This window comes from Nocardia sp. Marseille-Q1738 (assembly GCF_965283145.1).
In genome coordinates this window covers 1,326,956-1,347,109 of the sequence record NZ_CBDIMS010000001.1, presented here as the reverse complement: position 1 = coordinate 1,347,109, position 20,154 = coordinate 1,326,956, and the positions used below count along the sequence as shown (strand labels likewise).

21 protein-coding genes are annotated in these 20,154 nt (G+C 68.9%); 13 read left to right on the top strand and 8 right to left on the bottom strand.

Translation table 11 applies throughout. The features are described 5' to 3' along the window. The first annotated feature begins 315 nt into the window (after positions 1-315). The 5 genes from ACWPXK_RS06185 (at position 316) to ACWPXK_RS06165 (ending at position 6,289) form a co-directional block, all read left to right on the top strand. Positions 316-2,355 (top strand): AMP-binding protein, encoded by a 2,040-nt coding sequence (locus tag ACWPXK_RS06185; protein ID WP_454195003.1) that lies wholly within the window; start codon positions 316-318, stop codon positions 2,353-2,355. Positions 2,356-2,500: 145 nt separating this feature from the next. After that, positions 2,501-2,887 carry a hemophore-related protein gene (locus tag ACWPXK_RS06180; protein ID WP_454195002.1) on the top strand — a complete coding sequence of 129 codons (387 nt, stop codon included), beginning with the start codon at positions 2,501-2,503 and terminating at the stop codon, positions 2,885-2,887. 65 nt (positions 2,888-2,952) lie between these two features. Further along, the gene (locus ACWPXK_RS06175) at positions 2,953-3,654 is read left to right on the top strand and encodes a response regulator transcription factor (RefSeq protein WP_454195001.1); all 702 of its coding nucleotides are present in this window, start codon (positions 2,953-2,955) and stop codon (positions 3,652-3,654) included. Beyond that, a complete protein-coding gene (locus tag ACWPXK_RS06170) occupies positions 3,651-5,027 on the top strand; it encodes a sensor histidine kinase (protein WP_454195000.1) in 1,377 nt (458 codons plus the stop codon). Before ACWPXK_RS06175 ends, ACWPXK_RS06170 begins: the two co-directional genes overlap by 4 nt. A 92-nt stretch (positions 5,028-5,119) precedes the next feature. Continuing rightward, positions 5,120-6,289 (top strand): hypothetical protein, encoded by a 1,170-nt coding sequence (locus ACWPXK_RS06165; RefSeq protein WP_454194999.1) that lies wholly within the window; start codon positions 5,120-5,122, stop codon positions 6,287-6,289. A gap of 68 nt (positions 6,290-6,357) precedes the next feature. On the opposite strand, the gene ACWPXK_RS06160 is transcribed toward ACWPXK_RS06165, so the two are convergent. The 4 genes from ACWPXK_RS06160 to pdxH form a co-directional block, all read right to left on the bottom strand. Beyond that, complete coding sequence (locus tag ACWPXK_RS06160; protein WP_454194998.1) at positions 6,358-6,717, bottom strand: FKBP-type peptidyl-prolyl cis-trans isomerase; 360 nt, start codon at positions 6,715-6,717, stop codon at positions 6,358-6,360. Positions 6,718-6,754: 37 nt separating this feature from the next. Then, positions 6,755-8,053, bottom strand: coding sequence for a citrate synthase (locus ACWPXK_RS06155; protein WP_454195468.1), 1,299 nt, complete (start codon positions 8,051-8,053; stop codon positions 6,755-6,757). A gap of 208 nt (positions 8,054-8,261) precedes the next feature. Further along, entirely contained in the window at positions 8,262-9,542 is a 1,281-nt protein-coding gene (locus ACWPXK_RS06150; protein ID WP_454194997.1) for an MFS transporter, read from the bottom strand. Between the two features lie 69 nt (positions 9,543-9,611). Then, the gene (gene pdxH, locus ACWPXK_RS06145; RefSeq protein WP_454194996.1) at positions 9,612-10,340 is read right to left on the bottom strand and encodes a pyridoxamine 5'-phosphate oxidase; all 729 of its coding nucleotides are present in this window, start codon (positions 10,338-10,340) and stop codon (positions 9,612-9,614) included. A 121-nt stretch (positions 10,341-10,461) separates the two neighbouring features. Between pdxH and ACWPXK_RS06140 the strand changes: the two genes are divergently transcribed. Further along, positions 10,462-11,610: a citrate synthase 2 gene (locus ACWPXK_RS06140; RefSeq protein ID WP_454194995.1), complete on the top strand. Its 1,149-nt coding sequence runs from the start codon at positions 10,462-10,464 to the stop codon at positions 11,608-11,610. Positions 11,611-11,632: 22 nt separating this feature from the next. Here ACWPXK_RS06140 and ACWPXK_RS06135 read toward each other — a convergent pair whose 3' ends face one another. Further along, complete coding sequence (locus tag ACWPXK_RS06135) at positions 11,633-12,271, bottom strand: hypothetical protein (RefSeq protein ID WP_454194994.1); 639 nt, start codon at positions 12,269-12,271, stop codon at positions 11,633-11,635. 64 nt (positions 12,272-12,335) lie between these two features. On the opposite strand from ACWPXK_RS06135, the gene serC reads away from it, so the two are divergent. From serC to ACWPXK_RS06120, 3 genes are all read left to right on the top strand, one after another. Continuing rightward, the gene (serC, locus tag ACWPXK_RS06130) at positions 12,336-13,460 is read left to right on the top strand and encodes a phosphoserine transaminase (protein WP_454194993.1); all 1,125 of its coding nucleotides are present in this window, start codon (positions 12,336-12,338) and stop codon (positions 13,458-13,460) included. Between the two features lie 210 nt (positions 13,461-13,670). After that, a complete protein-coding gene (gene sepH / locus ACWPXK_RS06125) occupies positions 13,671-14,738 on the top strand; it encodes a septation protein SepH (protein ID WP_454194992.1) in 1,068 nt (355 codons plus the stop codon). A 425-nt stretch (positions 14,739-15,163) separates the two neighbouring features. After that, a complete protein-coding gene (locus tag ACWPXK_RS06120; protein WP_454194991.1) occupies positions 15,164-15,907 on the top strand; it encodes a DUF6928 family protein in 744 nt (247 codons plus the stop codon). 27 nt (positions 15,908-15,934) lie between these two features. Here the strand turns inward: ACWPXK_RS06120 and ACWPXK_RS06115 are convergent, their stop codons facing one another. Both ACWPXK_RS06115 and ACWPXK_RS06110 read right to left on the bottom strand, forming a co-directional pair. Further along, positions 15,935-16,234, bottom strand: a complete 300-nt coding sequence (locus ACWPXK_RS06115) for a DUF2537 domain-containing protein (RefSeq protein ID WP_454194990.1) — start codon at positions 16,232-16,234, stop codon at positions 15,935-15,937. Continuing rightward, positions 16,231-17,034: a TrmH family RNA methyltransferase gene (locus ACWPXK_RS06110; RefSeq protein WP_454194989.1), complete on the bottom strand. Its 804-nt coding sequence runs from the start codon at positions 17,032-17,034 to the stop codon at positions 16,231-16,233. Before ACWPXK_RS06110 ends, ACWPXK_RS06115 begins: the two co-directional genes overlap by 4 nt. 113 nt (positions 17,035-17,147) lie before the next feature. On the opposite strand from ACWPXK_RS06110, the gene ACWPXK_RS06105 reads away from it, so the two are divergent. From ACWPXK_RS06105 to ACWPXK_RS06095, 3 genes are all read left to right on the top strand, one after another. Continuing rightward, a complete protein-coding gene (locus ACWPXK_RS06105) occupies positions 17,148-18,350 on the top strand; it encodes a GNAT family N-acetyltransferase (protein ID WP_454194988.1) in 1,203 nt (400 codons plus the stop codon). 71 nt (positions 18,351-18,421) lie between these two features. After that, on the top strand, positions 18,422-18,823 hold the full coding sequence (locus tag ACWPXK_RS06100; protein ID WP_454194987.1) for a YccF domain-containing protein: 402 nt from the start codon (positions 18,422-18,424) through the stop codon (positions 18,821-18,823). A 185-nt stretch (positions 18,824-19,008) separates the two neighbouring features. Further along, entirely contained in the window at positions 19,009-19,248 is a 240-nt protein-coding gene (locus tag ACWPXK_RS06095) for a hypothetical protein (protein WP_454194986.1), read from the top strand. Between the two features lie 49 nt (positions 19,249-19,297). On the opposite strand, the gene ACWPXK_RS06090 is transcribed toward ACWPXK_RS06095, so the two are convergent. Continuing rightward, positions 19,298-19,735 (bottom strand): MarR family winged helix-turn-helix transcriptional regulator, encoded by a 438-nt coding sequence (locus ACWPXK_RS06090; RefSeq protein WP_454194985.1) that lies wholly within the window; start codon positions 19,733-19,735, stop codon positions 19,298-19,300. A 174-nt stretch (positions 19,736-19,909) separates the two neighbouring features. Between ACWPXK_RS06090 and ACWPXK_RS06085 the strand changes: the two genes are divergently transcribed. Beyond that, entirely contained in the window at positions 19,910-20,149 is a 240-nt protein-coding gene (locus ACWPXK_RS06085) for a DUF2530 domain-containing protein (protein ID WP_454194984.1), read from the top strand. Positions 20,150-20,154: the final 5 nt, after the last annotated feature.

The following is a 20,154-nucleotide window of genomic DNA, read 5'->3' as shown; positions in this document are numbered from 1 at the left end:
TCACTTTCCAAACTGGCCTCTACCGAGCACCATCAGCCGAGCCTCCACGATCGTGTGCATGGCTCGACAGGTGGAGCTGGCCGAGAACTGCGGCTGGCCGAGAAATTGCGTCCTAACGACGGCCCAAATAAGTGACATCAGATTCTAACGGATCAATAACTTCTTGGGTGCCCCGGCGTGATGTCGCGATCATTGACCTGCCAGTTCCAGGCAAAACCAAAGGTCGCGGCACCCACCCGGGCGTCGCGTGAAGTCTGCCACAATCAACCAGATCTATCGAGGCGGGCATCGAGGCGAGGCTAGGGAGTCACGGGTTTGAACGTGCGGCAGGAGTATCGACCGGCCTATCAGACCAGCTTGGTGGATCCCGCCGAGTTCTGGGCCGGCGCGGCCGAAGCGATCGACTGGGAGGTGCCACCGACCCAGATCGTCGACACCAGCGCTCGCCCGGTGGCCAGATGGTTTCCCGACGCCCGACTCAACACCTCCTTCAACGCGCTCGACCGGCACGTGCATCCGACCACCCCCGGGGATGCCGGTCGGGCCGATCAGCCCGCACTAATATACGACTCCGCTATGACCGGCGCCAGCGCCGTTTACACCTACGCGGAGCTGCTCGCGGAGGTGTCCCGGTTCGCGGGAGCGATGCTGCGGCTCGGTGTCGCGGCGGGCGACCGCGTGGTGATCTACCTGCCGATGATCCCCGAGGCGGTGATCGCGATGCTGGCCTGCGCGCGCATCGGCGCGGTGCACTCGGTGGTGTTCGGCGGCTTCGCCGCGCCGGAGCTGGCCGCCCGCATCGATGACGCGGAGCCGGTGTTGATCATCACAGCGTCCGGCGGACTGGAGCCGGGCCGGAAGATCGAGTATCCGCCGATCGTGTTGCAGGCTCTGGATATCGCCACCACCACCGCGCCGCGCACCGTGATCGTCAAGCAGCGGTCGCAGTTCGAGACCATCCATTTCGCGCCACCGCAGCCCGCTACCGAATACTTACCGAGCTCGACGGAAACCGTGGCCGCGCAGTGGCTCGACTGGGACGACGCCGTACGCGACGCACCACCGGCCGACCCGGTACCGGTCGCGGCGACCGATCCGCTGTACATCCTCTACACCTCCGGCACCACCGGGAAGCCCAAAGGCGTGGTCCGGGACAACGGCGGCCACGCGGTGGCGCTGGCCTGGTCCATGCGCAACATCTACAACGTCGACGCGGGCCAGGTGATGTGGGCCGCATCCGATGTCGGCTGGGTGGTCGGCCACTCCTACATCGTCTACGCGCCGCTGCTGGTCGGGGCGACCACGCTGCTGTACGAAGGCAAGCCGGTCGGCACGCCGGACGCGGGCGCGTACTGGCGAGTGGTCGACCGATACAAGGTCGACGTGCTGTTCACCGCCCCGACCGCGTTGCGCGCCATCCGCAAGGCCGACCCCGGCGCGGAGCTGGCCCGCGCCCGGGACCTGTCCTCGCTGCGCGCGCTGTTCTGCGCGGGCGAACGTCTCGACCCGGCCACCTACACCTGGGCGCACGAGACCCTGCTCGCCGGCCGCTCCGACTGTCCCGTCGTCGATCACTGGTGGCAGACCGAGACCGGCTGGCCGATCTGCGCGAACCCGCTGGGCCTGCAGCAGCTGCCGATCAAGCCGGGCTCGGCCTCGGTGCCCGTGCCGGGCTATCGGCTGCGCGTGCTGGATTCCTCCGGTAACCCGGTGGCGGCCAACACCGAGGGCAATATCGTCATCGGGTTACCGCTGCCGCCCGGGACGCTGACCGGACTATGGCGCGACGTCGCCCGCTACGAGCGCTCCTATCTGTCCGCCTATCCCGGCCACTACCTCACCGGTGACTCCGGCTACTTCGACGAGGACGGCTACCTGTATGTCCTCGGCCGCAGCGACGACGTGATCAACATGGCCGGACATCGGCTCTCCGCGGGCAGCATTGAGGCCGCCATCGCCGGTCACGACACGGTCGCCGAATGCGCCGTCATCGGCCTGCCCGACGAACTCAAGGGCCATCGGCCGGTGGCATACGTGGTGCTCAAGTCCGGTGTCGAGATCGATCCGCGGCAGCTGCGCGACGAACTGATCGAGCGGGTGCGCACCCAGGTCGGCCCGATCGCCACCCTGCACGACGTCATCATCGTGTCGGCGCTACCGAAAACCAGGTCCGGCAAGATCCTGCGCAAAACCATCCGGCAGATCACCTCCGGCGAGACGTTCGAGGTGCCATCCACCATCGAGGATCCCGGAGTGCTCGAGGCGCTGGAGGAGCAGATCCGCGCGGCGCGTCCGGAGTGGCCGGGACCGGCGCGGGACAGCACCGATAATCCCGACAATGTGGTGGCCCCCTGACGTGGATCCCGTTGCGCCATCGTGATTGCACCGCCTGGCGCGCGCGTCCTCAGAGTTTCCACAGAGGACGTTCATCTCGGTGCCAGCCGTTCGAAATAGCCTCGAGACCGCACCGCAACCACTCGATGATCTGGAGGCAACACATATGAAGCGTTCCGTAGGCCGTCCCGCCGTCGCCGCGCTCGCCGCGGGCGGGTTCGCGACGATCGCCGTGTTCCTGAGTCCCGCGATCGCGAGCGCGGGCCCGATGGAACTCGCCGAGCCGCTGCTGACCTCGGATTGCTCCTTCGCCCAGGTCGACGCCGCACTGCACGCCAAGGCGCCGCAACTGGCCGCGATGCTCGACGCCAACCCGGCCCAGAAGGCCGAACTGCAGCGCAAATTCGATCAGCCGGTGCAGCAGCGGCGCGCCGAATTGCAGCGTGCGATCGACGAGAACCCCGACGCGGTGCGCGAGGCGGAGACCGACCCGCGAACCGCACAGCTGCGCGACACCATCCGCACCGTGGCCGAGTCCTGCCACAACTACTAACGTACTAACCGGCCCACCGGCCGACTGATCTGTACGGCCTGAAGACCCGGAGAGGCGGGGGAGTCGTGGCGACATCCAGCCCGACCGTTCTGGTCGTCGACGACGACGAGGACGTGCTCGCGTCGGTCGAGCGCGGGCTGCGGCTGTCCGGTTTCCAGGTGCTGGTCGCCAGGGACGGGGCGCAGGCCCTGCGCACCGTGAGCGAACACGCGCCCGACGCCGTCGTGCTGGACATGAACATGCCGGTGCTCGACGGCGCGGGCGTGGTCACCGCATTGCGCGCGATGGGCAACGAGGTGCCGATCTGCGTGCTCAGCGCTCGCGCGTCGGTGGACGATCGCATCTCCGGCTTGGAGTCCGGCGCGGACGATTACCTGATCAAGCCGTTCGTGCTCAAGGAGCTGGTGGCTCGGATCAGGGCGCTGCTGCGGCGACGGTCCGACACACCTGCCCCGGCCACCCCGGGCGCGATCACCGTCGGCCCGCTGGAGGTGGACGTCGCCGGCTACCGCGCGTTGCTGCACGGCCGCGAGATCGAGCTCACCAAGCGGGAATTCGAGCTGCTGTCCACCCTGGCCAGGAACGTCGGCGTGGTGCTGAGCCGGGAACGCCTGCTGGAACTGGTGTGGGGCTACGACTTCGCCGCCGATACCAACGTGGTGGACGTCTTCGTCGGCTACCTGCGCCGCAAGCTCGAGGTGGGCGACACACCCAGGCTGCTGCACACGATCCGCGGCGTCGGATTCGTGCTGCGAGCACCGAAATGAGCGCGGCCCCAGCTTCCACCGCATCGCCGAAAACCCGGCGGCGACGGTCGTTTTCGCTGCGTACCCGGGTGGCGGGCGCCGCGGCCGCCGGCGCGATCGTCATCGTGACGCTGATCAGCTTGATCAGCATCCGCGCCATCGAGCGCAACAACGTGCAGCAGTCCGACCAGCAACTCGCCATCGCGGCGCGCATCGTGCTGATCGAGCCGCAGATCGCGGTCCGGTTCATCAGCCTGACCGGATTGAACAACGACATGGCGGTGACCGTCCGAGACAACGGCGCCGTCGTCGCCAGTACGACCACCGAGCTGCCCGCGCTGCCGACCGGTTCCCGCACCGTCACGGTGGGCGGGACCCCGTACCGGATTCTCACCACGACGGAGAATCAGCCCGCGGGACGGGTGGTGTCGCTCGGTATCCCCGCCGCGGGTGCGGCGGAAGCTACCGCGGAGCAGCAGCGATGGGTGCTCGGCGGCGCCCTGCTGTCCATCGCGGCCGCCGCGGGGCTCGGCTGGCTGCTCGCGGGTGCCGCGGTGCGCCCGATCGTCCGGCTCACCCGACAGGTCGGCGCGCGCAGCGCGTTCCCCGATCCGCGGGATGCACAGCCGCCGGTGGAGGGTGCGGGCGTGCACGAGGCGGAGAAACTGGCCGACGCGGTCAACACCATGCTGCGCCGGGTGGATCAGGCGCAGGCCGAGACCGCCGCCGCGCTGGAGACCGCGCGCGACTTCGCCGCCGTGTCCGCCCATGAGCTGCGCACCCCGCTCACCGCGATGCGCACCGACCTGGAAGTGCTGCGCACCCTCGATCTCGACGAGGGGCAGCGCTCGGAGATCCTCGACGACCTGCAACGCAGCCAGGGCCGGGTGGAGACGACACTCGCGGCGCTGGAGCGGCTGGCCACCGGCGACCTGACCAACGAGCGCGACCACGTCGCCACCGATGTCGGTGATCTGTGCGACCAGGCCGCGCACGACGCCATGCGGCATTTCCCCGGCCTCACCGTGCGCATCGACTCCGACGCCGAGCTGGTGACCCGCGGTCTGCCCGCCGGGCTGCGCTTGGCGGTGGACAACGCGCTGGCCAACTCGGTCAAGCACGGTGGAGCCACCGAGGCATTGGTGTCCGCGCACCGGAGGCCGGACGGCCACATCGTCATCAGCATCGACGACAACGGCCGCGGCATCCCGCCGGACGAGCGCCAAGCCGTCTTCGACCGCTTCTTCCGCGGCAGCGAGGCCAGCAAAGGCGGCTCCGGCCTCGGCCTCGCGTTGGTCGCCCAGCAGGCCCTGTTACATGGCGGCCGAGCCTATTTCGACGAGGGCACCCTCGGCGGCATCCGCCTCGTCCTCGACCTTCCGGATCGTGTTTGATGTGCAGCGCCCGCGGCGCTGCACGTCCCCTTAGCCAACTCTCAAAGAAACGCCAAGGGCCCGGCCATAACTCGTGGTTAGGGTCTGCGGACGTGATCGGAAAACGAGCCCGCTGGGCCCTTCTCGCCGTTGCTCTCCTCGCCGCAGGAGGGCTCGGCGCCGGAATCGCCGCGTATACCGGGTCCGATCGGGCCCCGAGGGCAATCGCCCTGGTCAATGCCGATACCGGGCCGACCGGTGCGCGCGTCGTCAAGGCGTTGCAGGAGGCCGGTGGCTACGAGTGGTCCGCCACCACGCCGGGCGAGGCGAGCGTCGACGACTACGCCGCGGTCATCACCCTGCCCGCCGACCTCACCGAGTCCATCGGCAGCCTTGCCGGAGCGCAGCCCAAGCGCGCCCAGGTCACCGTGGACACGCACCAGGACGCCGACGCCGACCTGGTGAACGGCGCTGTGACCGAGGTGACGCGCCGGATCGGCGCAGTCGGGGTGGACGCCGCGCTCACCGCTGTCGCGCAGGCTCGGTCACAGATGTCGCAGGTGCAGTTCACCGCCCAACTGCTGGGCGCGGGCGTCGACGCGGCCGCAGCCGGCGCCGGCCAGTTCAGTTCCGGCGCCGATCAGCTGCTCGGCTTCCTCGACTTCGCCCGCCAAGGCTCAGTACAACTCACTTCGGCGATCGCGCTGCTGAACTCGACCGTGGACGGCGCCGCCGCGCAGGCGAATCAACTTGCCGCGGCGCTGGATTCCACCGGCATCACGATCGCGCAGGTGGAACGGACGGCGAATACGGTGAGCGGCGGACTCGACCAGATTCTGCCGCTGCTGCGCGCGTTGCCCTTCGCGAACGATCCGGCGCTGGCCGACATCATCGGGAAACTCGAAGCGCTGCGCGGCGTGTCCAGCCAGGCGGGCGCCCAGCTCACCGGCCTCGGCTCGCTCGTCGGCGACGCGGTCGACCCGGACACCGATCTCGGCACCCTGCTCCGCACTGTCGTCGACCGCCTGACCAGCGCGAGCGCCCAACTGTCCGAAGGCGCGAAGCTGGCCGAGGGCCTGCCGCAACTCGCCGAGCAGGGCGGCGCTCAACTGGTCGGCGCCATCGGCCAGCTCACCGGCGGCGTCACCCAGTTGCAGAACATCGTCGACAACCTGAGCACCCAGACCGACAAGGCCGTCGCCGCCCTCCCGCAACGCACCGGCACCCAGCAATCCGCCCTGGCGCTGGCCCTCACCGACCCGGTGGAAATCTTGCGGAAGTAAGACGATGGCCCCGTGCTCCAGAACCGGATCACGGGGCCACTCACGCGGCGCCACCGGCGCCGCCGAAATCAATTAGCGCTGAGCAGGTCGATCACGAAGACCAGCGTCTTGCCCGAGAGCTTGTGACCCGCACCGGCCGGGCCGTAGGCCAGTTCCGGCGGGATGGTCAGCTGACGGCGGCCGCCGACCTTCATACCAGGGATACCGTCCTGCCAGCCCTGGATCAGGCCGCGCAGCGGGAAGGTGATGGACTCGCCCCGGCTCCAGGACGAGTCGAACTCCTCACCGGATTCGAATTCGACACCCACGTAATGCACTTCGACGGTGCCACCGGGCACGGCTTCCTTGCCGTCGCCTTCGATGATGTCCTTGATCACCAGCTCGGTGGGCGCGGGCCCTGCTTGGAACTCGATCTCCGGTTTGGTCATTCGGCTATCCCCTTCGATAGATGGTGTGGGAATTCGGTCAGCGGTTGGTGATTTCGCGGTAATCGCGGGCGCCGTAGCCGGTGTAGATCTGCCGGGGACGGCCGATCTTCAAAGGCTCGCTGTGCATTTCGCGCCAGTGCGCGATCCAGCCGGGGAGCCGGCCCATCGCGAACAGCACGGTGAACATGCGGGTCGGGAAGCCCATCGCCTTGTAGATGACGCCGGTGTAGAAGTCGACGTTCGGGTACAGGCGCCGCTGGATGAAGTAGTCGTCGGTGAGCGCGGCCTCTTCCAGGGCCTGGGCGATCTCGAACAGTTCGTCGGCGCCGCCCAGCTTGCTGAGGATGGCGTCGGCGTGCTTCTTGGCGATCGAGGCGCGCGGGTCGTAGTTGCGGTAGACGCGGTGTCCGAAGCCCATGAGCTTCACCCCGTCTTCCTTGTTCTTGACCTTGCGGATGAACTCCTTGACGTTGCCGCCGCTGGCCTTGATGCCGTCGAGCATCTCCAGCACGGCCTGGTTGGCGCCGCCGTGCAGCGGGCCCCACAGCGCGTTGATGCCGCCGGACACCGAGGTGAACAGGTTGGCGTCGGACGAGCCGACCAGGCGCACGGTCGAGGTGGAGCAGTTCTGCTCATGGTCGGCGTGCAGGATGAGCAGCATGTCGAGGGCGGCGGCGACCTCGGGGTCGACCTCGTAGGGCTCGGCAGGGAAGCCGAAGGTCATCCGCAGGAAGTTCTCCACCAGGCTCAGCGAGTTGTCCGGGTAGAGGAAGGGCTGGCCGACCGACTTCTTGTACGAGTAGGCCGCGATGGTGGGCAGCTTGGCCAGTAATCGGATGGTGGATAGCTCGACCTGTTCGGGGTCGCGCGGGTCGAGCGAGTCCTGGTAGTAGGCCGACAGCGCGTTCACCGCCGAGGACAGCACCGGCATCGGGTGCGCGTTGCGCGGGAAGCCGTCGAAGAACCGCTTCAGGTCCTCGTGCAACAGGGTGTGGCGGCGGATGCGGTTGGTGAAGTCGTCGAGCTGGGCATGGGTGGGCAGCTCGCCGTAGATGAGCAGGTAGCTGACCTCGATGAAGGTGGACGCCGACGCGAGCTGGTCGATCGGGTAACCGCGGTAGCGCAGGATGCCCGCCTCACCGTCGATGTAGGTGATGGCCGACTTGGTCGGTGCGGTGTTCATGAAGCCCGGGTCGTACGTCACGTACCCGGTGCTGGCCAGCAGCTTTCCCAGCTCGATCCCGTCGTTGCCCTCGGCGGCCTTGGCGACCGTCATCGGGAACTCCCCGCCGGGATAGGAAAGGACCGGCTTGGCGTCGTCGTCGACGTTGATCATGTTCTCAGCGGGCACGGAAGGATCCCTCTCAGGCTAGAACCACAGGCACCGGCGCGGGTCGGCGCGCGATGCGCTTGCCTCAACGCTAGCCGTCCACCGACGCGGACAATACCGGAGGGTAGTCCTGCCGCGGCTCACAGACACATCCTGGCGCGGTGAGGTTTCGCGGCCACGTCGGCGCCCGGTCGCCCGGCGTTAGCGGTGCACTTCAGACGGCTATTTCAGCAGGAGCGCGACGGACACGGTAACGCGTGAACGCCGGAAAGGCGATCGCCGCGATCACTACGCCCACCACCACGAACACACCTCCACCCGCGGCAGCCACGGCAGTACCCAGGCTCGCCGCCGCGAAACCGTGGGCAACATCACCGACGCGCGGGCCACCCGCGACAACCACGGTGAACACGCCTTGCAGCCGCCCGCGCAGGTCGTCGGTGGCGACGGTCTGCAGCATGGTGACGCGCAACGCGGCCGAGACCATGTCTACCGCACCACCGAAGGCCGCGCAGGCCAGCGCGATCCACAGCCCCGCGCCGAGGCCGAGCCCGTGCCCGGTGAACCCGACGGCGACACCGAATCCGACCATGGCCAGGCCCCACAGCGCGATGCAGACCAGCACGGCGAGGCCCTGGCGGCGGATGCGCGGAATCCAGCCGGAGAACACGCCGCCGAGCACAGCGCCCGCCGACATCGAGGCGAACAGCAAACCGAGAGCGACGCCGCCGGTGACCGGGTCGCCGAAGGTCTCGTGCGCGATCTGCGGGAAGAGCGCCCGCGGCATGCCGAACACCATGGCGATCACGTCCACCGCGAACGACGCGAGCAGCACCCGCTGGGTCGCGAGGTACCCGAAACCCTCCAGCACCGTGCGGAACCCGGCGCGCCGTACCGTTCCGGTCGGCGGCAGGGCGGGCAGCCGCCAGACCGCCCAGAGCGTGGCCAGCAGTGCGATGGCGTCGACCAGGTAGAGCGTGGCGAGGCCGACGATCGGGATGAGCGCGCCCGCCAGCACCGGCCCGGCGATCGCACCGAACTGCATCACCGTCATGTTGAGCGAATTCGCCGCGGCCAGTTGGCCTTCCGGCAGCAGGCGCGGGATGGTCGCGCTGCGGGTGGGCTGGTTCACCGCGAAGAACGCCTGCTGCACCGCGAGCAGGCCGAGCACGATCCACACGTTGTCCACCCCGGCGGCCGCTTGCAGCCAGAAGGCGAGCGCGGTGAGCCCGGTGCCGGAATTGGTGATCAGCAATAGTTTGCGCCGGTCCAGCACATCGGCGAGCGCGCCGCCCCACAGGCCGAACACGATCAGCGGCACCAGGCCGAACAACCCGGCCAGGCCGACATAGCCGGAGCTGCCGGTGATCTGGAAGATCTGCTGCGGCACCGCGACGATGGACAGCTGCGCACCGATCATGGTGACGATGCCCGAGGTCCACAGGCGTCGAAAGTCCGGATGGCGCAACGGGGTCGTGTCGGCGAGCAGTTTCACCGGCCGCAGCGTATCCAGTCCACTTGCCGGGTTCGACGCGAGAATTCTCACGCGTGGGGTGGGAATGCCTCAGGGTTGCAAGCGTTCCACCGTGGACGTGTCGTCCGCGATACGCACCCGGATCCGGTTGTGCAGCCGGCCACGGCGCCCCTGCCAGAACTCGACCTCGTCGGGGCGGAGCAGGAATCCGCCCCAGTGCTGCGGCACCGGGATCTCGTCGACGTCGGCGAATCGCGCGGTCGCCTCGGCCAGCGTGCGGTCCAGTTCGGCCCGCGAGCCGATCGGCTTGGACTGGCGTGACGCCCAGGCGCCCAGCTGTGAGTCCCGCGGCCGGGATCGCCAGTAGGCCGCCGTGGTCTCGGCGGGCACCCGCTCCACCGTGCCGCGCAGATGCACCTGCCTACCCAGGGCGGGCCAGACGAAGGTGACCGCGGCGTACGGGACGGCGGCCAGCTGGGCGCCCTTGTCCGAGTCGTAGTTCGTGTAGAAGATCACACCTTCGGGTGAGAGCCCTTTGCACAGCACGGTTCGCGCGACCGGCCGGGGTGTGCCGTCCACGACCGAGACCGTGGCCAGCACCATGGCGTTGGGTTCGGCGATGCCGACCGCGGTGGCCTGTTCGATCCAGTGCCGCAGCAGCGGCTCCCAACCGCCGGCCAGCCAGGTCTCGTCCAGGTCGACGTCCTCGTTGCCGCCGTGCGGCAGCCCGCCGTAGTCCACCCGCATGGCGGCGAGATCGGTGGTCGGCGCGAAGTCGGCGGCTTCCGGTCCGCGAGGTGAATTGTCCAGGTCACGCATGGGCCAGACGTTACTCCGGGGTAGCGAGGGTCTAAGGTTTTGGTGATCGGCATGTGCTCGTCAAATCCGACATCTTCCCATCGGCGAGAACGTGCGACCCAAGTGCAAGGAGAGTCGCAACATGACTACCAGCCCCGCGGTTTCCGGTGGGCAGGCCATCGTCCCCAGCGATTTCGTCAGTGGCCTGGAGGGCGTGGTTGCTTTCACCACCGATATCGCCGAACCCGACAAGGACGGCGGCGCGCTGCGCTACCGCGGCGTCGACATCGAGGACCTGGTGGAAAGCCAGGTGACCTTCGGTGACGTGTGGGCCCTGCTGGTCGACGGATCGTTCGGCCGGGGCCTGCCGCCGGCCGAACCATTCCCGCTGCCCGTGCACACCGGTGACGTGCGCGTCGACGTGCAGGCGGGCCTGGCCATGCTCGCGCCGATCTGGGGCTACCAGCCGCTGCTGGACATCGATGACGAGACCGCGCGGGAGAACCTGGCCCGCGCCTCGGTGATGGCGCTGTCCTACGTCGCGCAGTCCGCGCGCGGCATCTACCAGCCCGCCGTCCCGCAGAAGAAGATCGACGAGTGCACCACGGTCACCGCGCGCTTCATGACCCGCTGGAAGGGTGACCCCGACCCGCGCCACACCGAAGCCATCGACGCCTACTGGGTCTCCGCCGCCGAGCACGGCATGAACGCCTCCACCTTCACCGCCCGGGTGATCGCCTCGACCGGCGCCGACGTGGCGGCCTCGTTGTCCGGCGCGATCGGCGCCATGTCCGGTCCGCTGCACGGCGGCGCGCCCGCGCGCGTGCTCCCGATGATCGAAGAGGTCGAGCGGACCGGCGACGCACGTGCGCTGGTCAAGGGCATCCTGGACCGCAAAGAGAAGCTGATGGGCTTCGGCCACCGGGTATACCGGGCACAGGACCCGCGCGCCCGGGTGCTGCGCGCCACCGCGAAGCGCTTGGCCGCCCCGCGCTACGAGGTCGCCGCCGCGCTGGAGCAGGCCGCGCTCGCCGAGCTGCGCGAGCGGCGTCCGGACCGCGCCATCGAGACCAACGTGGAGTTCTGGGCCGCGGTGATCCTGGACTTCGCCGAGGTGCCCGCGCACATGATGCCTGCCATGTTCACCTGTGGCCGCACCGCGGGCTGGTGCGCGCACATCCTGGAGCAGAAGCAGTTGGGCAAGCTGGTCCGCCCGGCCGCCATCTACACCGGGCCCGGTCCCCGCAAGCCCGAGGATGTCGAGGGCTGGGCGTCGGTCGCCCACACGTAGCCGACAGCGCACGAATGGTGCTTCACTCCTCGAGCGAGGCGGCCCAGTCGACGGCGACGGTTTCGCCACGGTCGACCTCGAAGAAGGCGACTTCCAGGTGCTGGCCGAGGTCGACCAGACCGATGGCGGTCAGCGGCACCGGCTGGACCAGGCGGACCCGCCACGGCTCGGCCTCGTCCCAGGCGCGCAGTTCGAGGTCGAGCCGCAGCACGGGGTCGTCGCGGCCGGAGTAGTCGGCCGCGACCGGTGCGGCGGCGAGCACGGTGGCGTCGGCGCGGCGGCCGTCGGCGAGAATCTTCGCGATGCTCGCCCGTCCCGACTCCTCGATGTCGGGCACGTACAGCACCAGGCGGCCGCGGTCGCCCGGGTCCACCCGGCAGCACACGACGTCGCCGGGCTGCATCCACTCCAGGTCGCCTTCCGTAACCCGTTGGCGCACCCGGGTCTCGTAGGGGAACTCCCCGTCCAGCTGTACCCGGACCCAGAACACATGACCGGGTTCGGTGCGCCGCGGACGCACGCCGAGAACGGTCGCCGACCCGGGGTCCCCGCGAATCAGCAACTCCCGGCGCATGGAATCCGAGACCGTCGCGCCGCGCAGCCGGATATTTCGCATCCGCTCGCGCAGTCGCCACCCCGAGTTAGCCGACGGCATGCCCATGGGCGCCTACGTTAGCCGGAGTGTGGGCGACGTCACAGCGACACCACCGACTACCCTGTTCGCCATGACCTCTGCGTTTCCGACCATTCCCGACGATCTCAAGCCCGCCGACGGACGGTTCGGCTGCGGCCCCTCCAAGGTGCGCCCGGAGCAGCTGCAGACGCTGGTGAACGTCGGCGCCTCGGTGTTCGGAACCTCGCATCGGCAGAAGCCGGTCAAGGACGTGGTCGCGCGGGTGCGCTCGGGTCTGCGCGACCTGTTCGGCCTTCCGGACGGCTACGAGGTGGTGCTCGGCAACGGCGGCACCACCGCGTTCTGGGACGCCGCGGCGTTCGGCCTGGTCCGGGAGCGCTCGCTGCATCTGACCAACGGTGAGTTCAGCTCCAAGTTCGCGGCCGTGACGAAGGGCAACCCGTTCATCGGCGACCCGATCGTGGTCTCGGCCGAGCCGGGCAGCGCGCCCGAGCCGGTGTCGGACCCGTCGGTGGACCTGATCGGCTGGGCGCACAACGAGACCTCCACCGGTGTCTCCATCCCGGTGCAGCGTCCGGCGGGTTCGGAGCACGCGTTGATCGCCATCGACGCCACCTCCGGCGCCGGCGGTCTGCCGGTGACCATCACCGACGCCGACGTCTACTACTTCGCACCGCAGAAGTGCTTCGCCTCCGACGGCGGCCTGTGGGTGGCGCTGATGAGCCCCGCCGCGCTGGCCAGGGTCGAGGAGATCAAGGCGTCGGGCCGCTGGACGCCCGATTTCCTGTCGCTGCCGATCGCGATCGACAACAGCACCAAGGACCAGACCTACAACACCCCGGCCCTTGGCACCCTGCTGCTGTTCGCCGATCAGATCGAGTGGCTGAATGCCAACGGCGGCTTGGATTGGGCGGTCAAGCGCACGCAGGACTCCTCGTCGCGGCTGTACTCCTGGGCCGAGTCGAGCGAGTACGCCACCCCGTACGTCACCGACCCGGCGCACCGCTCGCAGGTGGTCGGCACCATCGACTTCGCCGAGTCGGTCGACGCGGCCGCGGTGGCGAAGGTGCTGCGCGCCAACGGCATCGTGGACACCGAGCCCTACCGCAAGCTGGGCCGCAACCAGCTGCGCATCGGCATGTTCCCGGCGATCGATCCGGACGACATCAGCCAGCTGACCCGTTCCATCGATTGGGTCGTGCAGAATCTCGGCTGACCCCCGCGCATTTCGGCCCAACGGCCGCAACACGCCCGGGATCGACACGCCGAAAAATTAGGCGCGGGATGGCGAATAGAGCAGATTAGCGGGGCACGGGAGTCGCGCTGGCGATTTCCGTGCCGCGTGTCCTGCCCCATGAATCTCAGATGTGCACTACTGTTTCGAAAAGTGGGCGGTGTCGCGAGTCGACGCGATAAGGAGGTAACGGTGCGTGAGCTTCGAGTGATCGGGGTGACGCCCGACTCCACGCACATCGTGTGTATCGACACCGAGTCCGGTCAGAAGTTCCGGCTTCCCGCCGACGACAAACTGCGAGCCGCCGCGCGCGGAGACCTTGCCCGATTCGGCCAGATTGAGATCGAAATGGAAGCAACTATGCGTCCCCGCGATATCCAGGCCCGTATTCGCGCAGGGGCCTCCGTGGAACAGGTCACCGAAGAATCCGGAATGCCGGCCAGCCGCGTGGAGCGGTTCGCCTATCCGGTTCTGCTCGAGCGGGCCCGTGCCGCCGAACTCGCCCAGAAAGCGCACCCCGTGCGTCCCGACGGCCCCGCCGTGGAAACGCTCATCGACGTGGTCACCGCCGCTTTCACCGCGCGCGGGCACAACATCGAGGGCGCCGAGTGGGACGCCTGGAAAGACGAGAAGGGGTACTGGGTCGCCCAATTACAGTGGCAGAACGGGCGTTCCGAGATCGCCGCGCACTGGCGTTATCAGCCGGACGCGCACGGCGGCTCGGTGTCCCCGCTCGACGACCCGGCCTCCGATCTGATCGACCCGGACTTCGGCCGCGCGCTGCGCGGGCTGGCGACGATCCTGCCCGCCGAGCCGGAACCGGCCGCGGCACAACCGGAGCCGGTGGCCGAACCCCGCCCCGCGCCGCCCACTCCGCCTACGCGCCCGGCGAGCCGCCAGACCCAGCCCACCCTGGACGAGTACTACGAACAGCGCGCCGTCGCGGCCGGAGGCAGCTCCGCGGCGATCACCGCGGGCACCGCTGCGACGCCCGCCGCGTCGAGCACCACGGCTCCCGCCGCCGGTAACACGGCGCCCGCCAACGGCGCCGCCGCGGCAACGACGTCCGGCGCGGCAACGACCCCCGACGCTGCCGCGGACACCGCACCGTCCGCACCCGCCGCGCCGACACCCGCCGCCGAGGAGCCCGCGAAGCCCGCGGCCAAGACTCCTGCGAAGCCAAGCCGCAGCAAGCGCGGCAAGGCTCCGATGCCGTCCTGGGAGGACGTCCTGCTCGGAGTACGCAGCTCCGGCCACTGAGTTGGGCTCCCCCGCCTCTCCGGGTCTTCAGGCCGTACGAGTTGGGTGGCGGGGGATTCGCGTTCAGGTCCTGCGTTGGGTGCCGCTCAGGTTATGGGCGTGCCCGACGAGTTACCCATGTGCTCACGAAATCAGTAGTGACGATTCGATGCTTTATCGCCCGTTCGATGTCGAGCTGTTGGCTACACCGGTGCGGGAGTAAGGATGGGAACGCGTCGGCACACAGCAGCTGGGCACGTCGCGTGTTTCGTGTTCGCGGTGCGAAGCCACAACGTAGTTAGTCCGAGGCGAGTAAGTTTTTGGGGTGGTCGACGACGTGCGTCGGCGCCGAGTAGGTCACCGCAGTGGTGCGGCTGATCGGCACCACTGTGCGTTGCTCGAAGTTCGCGGAGTTGATTTCGTGCAACTATCGGGAGGTGCCGGACATGCTTTCTAAGGCTTCGTCGCTGTGGTATGTCGACGCACCCGATCCGTTGGCGGTCCTGCGCGCGAACCACGACCCGGACCCGGAAGCCGCACTGGCACTGGCGAAGCAACTGCACGACGACTGCGATGTACGGCCGATCATGGTCGGTACGCTCGCCGGTTGCGCGGGCCCGGAAGCCGGTCAGGTGTACATCGGTTGCTATCCCGGCGTAACCGTGCTGTGTTCGGTGCAGGCCGCGCGCATCCATCCGACCGAGCTCCCTGAGCTGCTGGTGCGCCCGCTGGCCTCCGAACACACCTACCTGGTGTCCTTCGACGCGAAGCACGGCTGGGGCGCGTTCGCGCACTGGGAGCGCGGGGAACTCCGCAGGTCGTTCAGCTCGACCCGGGTGAACATCCTGGAGGACGAGGGACTTCCGCTGGTGTGGGAGCGGCCGTACTGGGCGGGCGAGCATCCGGTCCGGTGGCGCGCGGGCGAGTTGCCCGACCCGCAGACGCTGCCGTTCGATCCGCCCGACTTCGCCGACACCGCCAATAACGAATGGCTCGGCTTCCACTACCGTGCACCCGCCGCATCCGGGGCGCTCGTGCCGGGTGATATCCCCGTCTGCGGATTCACGCTCTACCCCAAGGGCCACGCGCCCGAGCCCGCGAGACGGGTCCCGGCCGACGGGGAAACGCATGCGGCCCAGCGCAAGCGGGGCCTGTTCGGCTGGCTGCGCGGGCACGACCGGGTCCTCTAGCAGGCCGGCCGCGTCCGGCTGCGCCCATCACGCAGCGAGCGCGCCGATCAGCAGAATCGCCCATCCGAGCAGCACACCCGCCGCGACGCCGCCGACCACCCACCGGGTCACCGGGGCGAAGCGCCACCGCCACGCGGTAGGCGCGGCGCCGCCCGCCGCGACCAGATTCACCGCCACCGCGAGTACCGGGTGCACCTCGGCCAACGCGGCGCCGAAGGAGTACACCGCGACCGCCGACAGCAGCGCCACCATGGTCGCCACGGTGAGCCCGGCGCCCCATGGCGTCGGGTCCTGGTAGGACGGGTACGCACGATACGGGCCGGTCACGCGGTCCTCACCCGCTCGTAGAAGGCCATGGCCGCCGCGGTCGCCACATTGAGGGAGTCGGTGCCGGGCGACATCGGGATGCGCGCCCGGATGTCGGTGGCCCGCATGGCCTCCTCGGTCAGTCCCGGGCCCTCGGCCCCGAGCAACAAAGCCACTCGCTCCCCCGTCATCGCCGTCGCCAGATTCACCGCCACCGGATCAGGGGTGAGCGCGACGATCTGGAATCCCTTGCGCCGCAGTATATCCAGTCCACTCGGCCAATCGGGCACGGAAGCGAAGGGCACCCGCAGCACATGACCCATCGACACCCGCACGGCGCGGCGGTAGAGCGGGTCGGCGCAGCGGTCACCGAACAGGATCGCATCAGCTCCGAGTCCGGCCGCGTTGCGGAACATCGCGCCGAGGTTCTCGTGATCGTTGACGCCTTCGAGCACCGCGACGGTCCGCGCCTGCTCGATCACCTCGGTCACATCGAGTTCCACCGGACGCCGGGCGATGGCGAGCACGCCGCGATTGAGATGGAAGCCGACCACCTCGGCCATCACCTCGGCCGAGGCGCGGTAATACGGAGCATCGACCGCCACGAGGTCGTCGGCCAGTTCGGCGCGCCTGCGCTCCACACCGAGCAGCGCGATCGGGGCGAATCGTGAATCGAGCATCCGCTGCACGACCACGACGCCCTCGGCGATCACCAGTCCCTTGCGCCCGGGCAGATCGGGTCTACGGTCGGCCGACTTGAGATCGCGGAAGTCATCGACCCTGGGGTCGGCGGGATCATCGATATCGATCACTTCGGCCACGGCTCCATCCTGCCGGGCGGCTCCCACCAGGACCGAATCGACGTTCGCTCCGCAGTCGCCGACGCGAGGAAAATCCGATGCGGTCGCGCGGGGGAACGTGGGATGGTCGAGGTATGACCGCTCCGGGAATCACGATTCGCTCCGCCGTCGAGGATGACGGGCCCGCGATCATGACGTTGGTGGAGACCTCCTTCGGCACCCGCTACGACCCGGCCGAGCTGGACCGGGTACCGCTGCTGTTTCCGCAGCGGAATTCGATCGTCGCGGTGGCGGACGGACAGCTCGTCGGGCACGTCCAGTCCACCACCCTGACGGTGACCGTGCCCGGCGACCGGACCGTGCAGGTATGCGGCATCGCCGGTGTCGGCGTGGCGCCCACGCATCGGCGGCGCGGCATCCTCCGCGCCATGTACACCGAACAGCACCGGCGCATCGAGGCGGCGGGCCTGCCGCTGACCATGTTCACCGCCAGCGAGGGCGGCATCTACGGCCGTTTCGGCTACGGCCCGGCGACGCGGGAGAACGCGGTGGCCATCGAGCGCCGATTCGCCGAATTCCTGCCGTCGGCACCGGACCTGGGCGGGGTCACGCTGCGCGCTCCGAGCGACATGCGCACGGCGGCGGAGGCGATCTACGACCGCTGGCGCAGGTTGGTGCCTGCCGCGCAGGTGCGTCCGACCGCCAGCTGGGACATCCTGTTCGACGACCCGCAACGCTTTCGCGACGGCGGCAGCGACCTGTTCGCGCTGCTGCACGCCGACGGCTACGCGCTCTATCGCTTCCACTCCGCCGACCGGGCGAGAACGGTCGAGGTCGTCGAATTGCGCGCGGTCACCGCGGAGGCGCACGCGGCGCTCTGGCGGGCCCTGCTCGGACTGGATCTGGTCGACCAGGTCGAGGCGGTTCTCACCGACCACGACCCGCTGCCCTACCTGCTCACCGACCCGCGACTCGTGCGCACGAAGGCCCGCTACGACGGACTGTGGCTGCGCCTCATGGATATTCCCGCCGCGCTGGCCGCGCGCGCGTACGCGGGCGACCTGGATGTGGTGCTGGAGGTGAGCGACCCCTTCCGTAACGCGGGTGGCACCTTCGCGCTGCGGGCGCGGGACGGACAGGCGGTTTGCGAACCCACCGACCGTGCCGCCGACATCGAACTCGGCATCGACGTCCTCGGCAGCATGTACTTCGGCGCGTACCCCGCCCGGCTGTTCGCCGCGGCGAACCGGTTGCGGGCCAAGGATTCCGCCCACCTGCACGCGTTCGAGGACGCCTTTCGCGCCGAGCGGGACGCGGTACTCGGCTGGTTCTTCTGACCTCGGCCCGCGCCCCGCCGCCGGGAAGGACGACGATGTCCGAATCGGCGCGGGGCTGGCATGCTGGTGTCATGAAGCCGATTCAGTTGGTTCTCAACATCCTGTGGCTGATCTTCGCCGGGTTCTGGCTGGCGCTGGGCTACATCGCGGCTGGGATCATCTGCTTCATCCTGATCATCACCATTCCCTTCGGGATCGCGTCCTTCCGGATCGCGGTCTATGTGCTGTGGCCGTTCGGCCGGACCACGGTGGAGAAGCCCGGCGCGGGGGCGGGCTCGCTGATCGGCAACATCATCTGGTTCATTGTTGCCGGATGGTGGCTGGCGCTGGGTCACCTACTGACGAGTATTCCGCTGTTCGTGTCGATCATCGGCATCCCGTTCGGCTGGGCCAACCTCAAATTGATACCGATCTCGCTGTTCCCCCTCGGCCGCGAGATCGTGGACAGTGATCAGCCCTTCGCGGCTCGGTAGGGAGCGCGGCCGCTTCGGCTCAGCCACCTCGGCTCATTCAGCTCTGACGTCAGAATAGTGATCTATGTCACAGATTGTTAACGAAACGGCGTCCAAGTGCGAAAGTTAGCTAGAAGGTAACTGACGTGCCAGTGCCCCCGCGCCTCGATATGGCGCCGAGCCGACCTCACCAGGAGGGCTCCACCATGACCGACCGCCCAGCTCCACCGGCCGACCAGGACACCGCGCGACTCGCGCCGATCGCGGTGGTGCTCGGGCTGCTGCTGCTCGTCGCCGCCGGCACGCAGCTCACCCACCTGCCGAGGTGGTCCGACGACTACGGCGTGCTGGTCTATCCTGCGTTCGTCCTCTATCTGGCGAGCACGGCCCGGCTGCTGTGGTGGGGCACCAAGACCAGTGTCCGGCTCATCCGCACCGGACACTGACCCGATGTCGCGGCGACGAGCATGACGAATCTCGTTGCGGGCCTGACCGCTATTCCGACTCCGCGACGATCTGCTTCATGATCGCCACGGCGCGGCTCAGCACGACGAGCTGGTCCTCGGTGAGCGCGGACAGCTGTTCGGTCATCCACGCCTCGCGGGCGCTGGTTTCGTCGGCGATGAGCGCACGCCCCGCCGGAGACAACGAGACGATGATCTGACGGCCATCGGTCGGATGCGGATTGCGCTCCACCAAGTCGAGATCGGTGAGCGACGCGATCACGCGGGTCATCGACGGCGGCTGGACGCGCTCCTTCGCCGCCAGGGCCCCTGGCGTCATCGCACCCTCCCGCGCGAGCGTCGCGAGCGCCGAGAGCTGAGTCAGCGAGATCTGCGAGTCGGCACGACGTCCGCGCAGGTGTCGCGTCAGTCGAACGACCGCCAGCGAGAGCTCACCAGCGAGGGCTCGAAGATCCGATGGCGTTGTCACAGTGGCAAACGATACGCCGACCGCCGCACGGCGAGGCCGGTTCTCGCCGCTGGAGGACCACCTCGCCGCTGCTCGGCGGCCTACCGACGACTACGTCCGGCGGCGCGGCTGCCTCCGCTTTCGGCACGGCACGGCACGAGAGTGCGGACCGGCCGCGCCCATTAGGCTGGGTGCGTGCCGCAGAATGTCCCGCAACTTCCACCGCGGCTGACCGATCCGCGCCCCGTCCTCGCGGTCGGCAGCGCGCTGTGGTTGCTCGCCACCGTGGTGGTGTGGATGGTCGGCGACCGGTGGGAGGCGGCGCGCCCGGTCTGTCTGATGGGGCTCGTGGTCGGCGTGCTCGCCCTCGTGATCTATCTGGTCCAGCGCCGCGGGGCGCGACGCGGCGACAAGGGCGCGCAGACCGGTCTGTAGCCGGC